The sequence below is a fragment of the Brevibacillus panacihumi genome, from assembly GCF_003710985.1.
Classification (GTDB): domain Bacteria; phylum Bacillota; class Bacilli; order Brevibacillales; family Brevibacillaceae; genus Brevibacillus; species Brevibacillus panacihumi.
Map to the genome: position 1 here is coordinate 1 of NZ_RHHT01000079.1, position 6,059 is coordinate 6,059.

4 protein-coding genes are annotated in these 6,059 nt (G+C 36.6%); all 4 read left to right on the forward strand.

Annotated features, from left to right (window positions below):
- Window positions 1–521 precede the first annotated feature (521 nt).
- The 4 genes from EDM58_RS24485 to EDM58_RS24500 all read left to right on the forward strand — a co-directional run bounded on the left by EDM58_RS24485 (window position 522) and on the right by EDM58_RS24500 (window position 5,606).
- Window positions 522–1,460, forward strand: a complete 939-nt coding sequence (locus tag EDM58_RS24485; protein ID WP_122915661.1) for a phage/plasmid replication domain-containing protein — start codon at window positions 522–524, stop codon at window positions 1,458–1,460.
- Window positions 1,461–1,718: 258 nt separating this feature from the next.
- On the forward strand, window positions 1,719–3,008 hold the full coding sequence (locus EDM58_RS24490) for a hypothetical protein (RefSeq protein WP_122915662.1): 1,290 nt from the start codon (window positions 1,719–1,721) through the stop codon (window positions 3,006–3,008).
- A 29-nt stretch (window positions 3,009–3,037) separates the two neighbouring features.
- The gene (locus EDM58_RS24495; RefSeq protein ID WP_122915663.1) at window positions 3,038–4,510 is read left to right on the forward strand and encodes a DUF5677 domain-containing protein; all 1,473 of its coding nucleotides are present in this window, start codon (window positions 3,038–3,040) and stop codon (window positions 4,508–4,510) included.
- On the forward strand, window positions 4,503–5,606 hold the full coding sequence (locus EDM58_RS24500) for a hypothetical protein (protein ID WP_122915664.1): 1,104 nt from the start codon (window positions 4,503–4,505) through the stop codon (window positions 5,604–5,606). Before EDM58_RS24495 ends, EDM58_RS24500 begins: the two co-directional genes overlap by 8 nt.
- The last annotated feature ends 453 nt before the right edge of the window (window positions 5,607–6,059 follow it).

A 6,059-nucleotide genomic window follows, 5' to 3' on the forward strand; every position in this document is an offset into this window, starting at 1 on the left:
TCATTGTGGAGTACCTCCTGTACGGGTAATTGTTCTTTGGACGGAACGTTTCCCAGTTTACAGAAGGTGCTTTTTTTATTCAAACCCCAAATTCATTCATTACAGGAATGGCTCCTTCTTCTTTATCGTATAGGGTCTACGAAGGAGGATGAACCAATGAGCACACAGTTAGAGTATGTCGGAGACCAATCGTTACAAGCTGTCTTTGAAGCAGTGCTAAAGGGTCTACTACATTCAAAAGTTATTACAGTAGACACTGAAGAATCTAGTATTTCACCTCCCAACTTGGAGGATAGTATTACGAAAAACGATTAGATGGTCAAGGCTTTTTCGACCTTTTTGATTTTGTTGATTTTGGTATAGTTTACTCCCCCCTATACCTAGGAGTTTCCTTTGTTACTGCCGTTGGGGCGGGGGGATAATGATTTCCCTACGGTTATTTGTTGAAAAGTTGTTGCGGGGAAGAAGTCTGTAACACTAAAGAAAACTTATTCAAACTTGAAAAGACAGGATTGGATACTATGATCGACACTGTAAGAATGACAGGTGACTATCAAATAGTATATGAGCTACTAGATAAAGCACCTTGGACTAATAACTACGTCTATGAGAATAGAACTGATAATGGAATGATTGGAGAGATATATGAATACAAGAAGAAAGGTGAAGCTGTCAGACTTAAGTACAATCAAAATACGGAAAAAATGACCGTAGAAGTATCAATTCCTAAGTTTCTATTTGGTCATAATGTACGAACCGTCAGTGACATTGATATTAGCCGCTTCTTTCAACGCTTGAATGATTACCTTAGGAATAAATTCTATGCTTATCCTAAGCATGAGCCGTATTATTGGAAGGTTCAACGAATGGACGTGTGCTGGAACTTTCAAGTAGGCGAGGCAGTTAGTGATTACATACAAGCGTTCTCTCATATTCATATTCCCCGATATTCTACTTGCGTATATGGCGGCGGGGAAACGGTCGTATGGCAGAACAGAAGTAAACGTATGAGCTTCTATGATAAGCATCAAGAAATTAAAGCTCATAAAGGGTCACCTGAAGTCATTGAACAATCGCTTGGAATACTTCGGTTCGAAGCAAATATTACTGATAAGAACTTAGTGAGGTATTCTCCGAACCGATGGGCGGGGGAACTCATTAAGGAGCCTGTCGCTAAAGATATAATATTCAAGCACTTGCATCGATTGGGAATAGATAATCACTTAACTGTATCCAATCGTAAAGAAGTTGCGACTCGACTAATTAGTGAATATGGAGAGAGCAAAGCGTGGCAGCTTCTGGGGTTTATAGAATACAAAATGTTATACGGTGATCAAAGTATAAATCAACCGTCTAAAACTACCTATGATAGGCGTATTAATGAATTGGTAAGACTAGGTATAGCTCCTATATATACAGATAAGGAATTGCCCCCATTAAATCTCAACGAAATAATATGAGCCGCTTGCCATTCAATAATGGAAGTGGCTTCTTTTATTGTTGAGTGTCCCAGAAAGCTGAAATTCCTTAGTCTTGCTTTCTCTCTAAAGGATCAGATTTGGTGCATGGTGCGCATACAAAATAGAATAGCGGGTGTGCACCATGATGCAACAAAACACGAATTTGCAGGGCACTCCTAAATGCAAGGAAACATCTGGTAGCAGCAACAAGGTGTTTAACTTACAATATAAGTATGGCGAATCTGTAGGGGTGATAGAGTGAAGCTTTTTAATTTTTCGGAGCCGATTGAATTCGAGGGCTTAATTCCTGGTACTTATAATAGATGGGGGAATGATGCCCTTATATTTAGGATAAATAAAGGGACAGGGAAATTGTCCACTAAGTACGGGACGGATAAAAGTGGTGACACATACGGCTTTTTGTTACTAGACAATAAACCATTGATAAACAGCTACGGAGAAGAACTGTACTGTCCGACATGCGCTAAGATTTTAAGTATTGGGCTAGGTAGAGAGCAAGTTGATCCGAGCATAGTTGATACAATTAAATACTCACAAGAACTAAACAATGATTTAGCTTATGCTTTTGAAAATGTTAAACCTATGCTTTCCATTTTAGAAGATGGATATTACTTGCTTACTCGTATAAAGATGATTCCAACTGATGGTGACGGTAATTTTTTTTGGAATTTATCTGATTCTAAGAAACTTTATAAAGCAACAGCGGATGTATATTATAAGTTTCATATTAGCTCGGGCACTCCAAAATTCATACTTCCTTCTCAGGGTGTTAATTGTTTGAATGAGGAGAGGGTTAATTATTACTTAGATCAGATTAAGAACGGTAAAACCATGACAGGACTTGCTTATTATTATGAGGGGTTCATGAGCACATTATTAGACGGACACCATAGAGCAACCGCAGCGTATATAGAAAATAAAAGTATCGATTGTTTAACAATAATAAAAGTTACAGGATTCGGATTCAATCAAGACAAAAAGCTAGATAAGATTTATGCTGGCGGTGAAATATATGATCTAAATTTATTCAGTAAGCCTGAGAGAATTCATGGATATCTTAAAAAGATATTTGATTCGAAAAGATCGAAGCTTACGACTAATGAAGTTGAACAAATCCTCAAAGACTGTTCGAACGTATGGAGCCATGAGACTATTCCTACAGGATACGATTTTGGTAAGAGGAATTACCCTGACTATTTATCAATTGCGTTTTCTGATATGGCAGGAGATGTTTCAGATGAACGAGTTTGTGAAGTTATGGGAAGGCGAGACGATGATGCAGAGTTTGAGTTAGAGATGATTTATAAGATATTACAATTACAAGCGCCTGACAAAGCGTTCGAACTGTCTAAGAAAATCATCAACGATGCGAATTGGAAGGTACTAATAGAGGAAGCGTTTCGATATTTAGCATCAATAGACAGTACGGAAGTTGAAGATATATTTATAAAATATTTAATAGATTCTGAGTATGATCCAAAGGATATATGTCGAAAGATAGCTGATGAGTACCTAAATAATAGATAATCCATTATAACGATTGCGATGTGATAGGTATGGATAAGGATAAGCAATTCAGTAAACTCTCTGACCATACATTCAAGAAAGGAGTATTATATACACCATTTAATAGCAGTTTAGGAGACCAACTTTCTCTATCTCCATGGGCTATAGAGTGGTTACCTGAATATTTATGGTTAGCATTAATTCTAGAGCAGTATGGCAGGGAAGATGGACTAAATGTAGTTAGCAGGATCGCAGGGGAATTATCAAAGATAGATAAGGGATTGTGTATTCCTATGCTATCGAAGATTATTGAGTTAGAACCCCAAAAACAGCGGATTTTTTATGAAGTAATATGTAAATGGGCTACTAGAGATGTACTATCCCCTCTAACAATAATATACCGTACAGATAAATATGCTCTCTTTTATGAGTATTTTTCAGACTTCGAAACCTCAATAGATGAAAAAACTGTTACCTTACAAAATGTAATTGAAAAAAACCTTTTCCATCAGACAAATGAAGCTACAGATATTAGGTTTCTAATTTTATGGTTTAACGTTTTCGCTGAGCGCATTCATTTTGCTAGGGGGATGGAAATAACAAAGGCATTAGTTGAGTATCCTAAATTATCTCATGATCATCAAGAAATGAGACTATATCGCTCGCTAATTAGATCATCTGAAATGGCTTTAAGATTTAGAGAAGGTAACGGAGATTTTCCAAAACGATTTTGGCATAGTCTCGGGTTATTAACAAAGTGTAGAACTTTTATTATTGATTATGGTGAACAGGTAGGTGGAAGTGTGTCATTTTTAGAGGATGCCGTTAATACGATCGACTACTTAATGGCTAATAACAAAGAATCGCTACTTACAGACGAGAAATTTTCTGTCTGCTTGGGTATCGCAACTTATGCACTGAAAATTTATAAAGAAGTGCTTGAAAGTCGAATTGGAGATGGAATCTTAGGTAGAAATGCCTTAAGGACTATTACAGAAGTGTATGTGACTTTGAAATACATGTCGTTAAAAGAACAAGACCAACCAGATATTTGGAAGGCTTTTAAGGATTACGGAATAGGTAAGTATAAATATGTAATTCTCAAAGCTAGAGAAGTTGAACCAGACCTCGAAAAGCACCACTTTGCACTTCCTGTACTAGAAGCATTGCTTAACGAAGATAAAGGTGAAGAATTCACCAATATGGACACAAGGCTATTTGATAATCAAAATATAAGAAAGAAATTTGAAGCCATTGGTGAAAATGATCTTTACGATCTTTATTATGAATATGATACTAACTTCACTCATGGATTGTGGGGAGCTATTAGAGAAAGTGCAATGATTTTCTGTGATAATCCTTCTCATAAATATCATACTGTCCCCGACATTACTTTTGAGCAGAAACTTAGAAGCGTGGAACATGACTGTGAGTATGTTCTTAAGAAACTATTTAATCAGCTATCTTCATTTTATGAATTTCCAGACTTTTTTATAGATAAGTATGGTGGTCTAGATGATTGAATTGAAGCCGATCGTTAAGATTCAAAAGGAATATTTAGACCTGATAAGTAAATATGTCGATTGCTTAACGGATGAGGAAACCACAAACAGTGAACTGGCATATTTCTTTGAGGAAGTATCACTTTTTTGGCGTAGAAAACATGAGATAATTGACTTTTTTCTAAAGAAGATAAGTACAGATGATAAATGTAGCTTTCTTGCAGGAGCAATGTATATTGATCTGAAAAATGATGGGCACTATGAATTCGCACCTTGTGGGCAATATCGTATATTTACAGATCCTGTCTCGAAAATGAGAACTTTCTTTTTAACCGAAAGCAGTGCGATTAATCAAAAGAGAGTAAGGGATTACTTAGTCAAGGTTGTAAATGATTGCATAAATGTCCTATCAGAGTTCTCGAACTATTTCATAGTTCTACCTTTGGATGATATCTTTTCGGAAGATCAAGAAGATCGAATGGCCTTTTTGAAGAAAAGCTCTTACTCGTTTATCTCAAGCCTTTTTGTTAACCCCTGTGCAACAGAGGAAGAATTTATAGATAAATATCATTCCCTTAAGGAGATAGAACAAGATATCAGAGCAGATTTACTTGATAAATTAATCCTCAATGATAAGAGTGATGTCTCTATTTCTCTGCAAGAACGGATTGAAAAGAATTTAAATGATACTCTGTCTCTTGATGTTTTAAGACAAAGGATGGGGGATGCAGAGATTTTTTTAATGGCAATAGGGCAGTTTTTCATGCAAATCATGGATATTATTCTAATAGCTATTTCATACAAATTAATACCTTTCGTTAGATCAGATGTAGTATTTAATTATTTATTAATTACGTATCCTATGATATCGGAAGATAAAGTAGCTGTTACCCTCTTAGAACAGACTACCATAGCTTATATATTTCATAAGATGTACGGGAATTATGATTTTTCCTCCCTCACATTTTCTGATTATCATTCCCATGTTTCCGAGAATCGTATTATCGATTCTGTGATTGAAAAGTCACGGAGTAAGGGGAAAAGCGTTTTTGATTTACAAATAAGTGAAATTGCTTCACTAATAAAAGAGGAATGTTCATCATTTTTACCTGCATAATTAAGAGAACAAAAAGAGCCACTATTAGTGGCTAGGTGATAGGCACATCATATACATTTGTACACACTGGCTACTCCACACATGTGGAGTGTGTAATATTGATGGTTCGAAAATGAGATGTGACAGGTTCGCTACCGAAGGCAATCCCTCGTAATGCTCTCAGAATAATTATCGAGAAATCCTCCCAACCAAGTTAACATACAACAAACTTGTTGCTTGGGAGGTTTTTCGAATGACGCCGATGCTCAAACTTGTCATGATGTACGTGAATCTAATCGTAGTTCTCTCGTCGGTCTAGAACTGGACGATACGCAGACGCAAATGCTGTTGTCCATCACGAGGCACCACTGTAAGCCCGGCGTCTAGTGGCAGAGCCGATACGACACCAGAGAGGGGCAGCAAATCCGCGAAAAATTCTGAGCTTACGCTCGATTGTGTTTTGCAAGTAGAAAA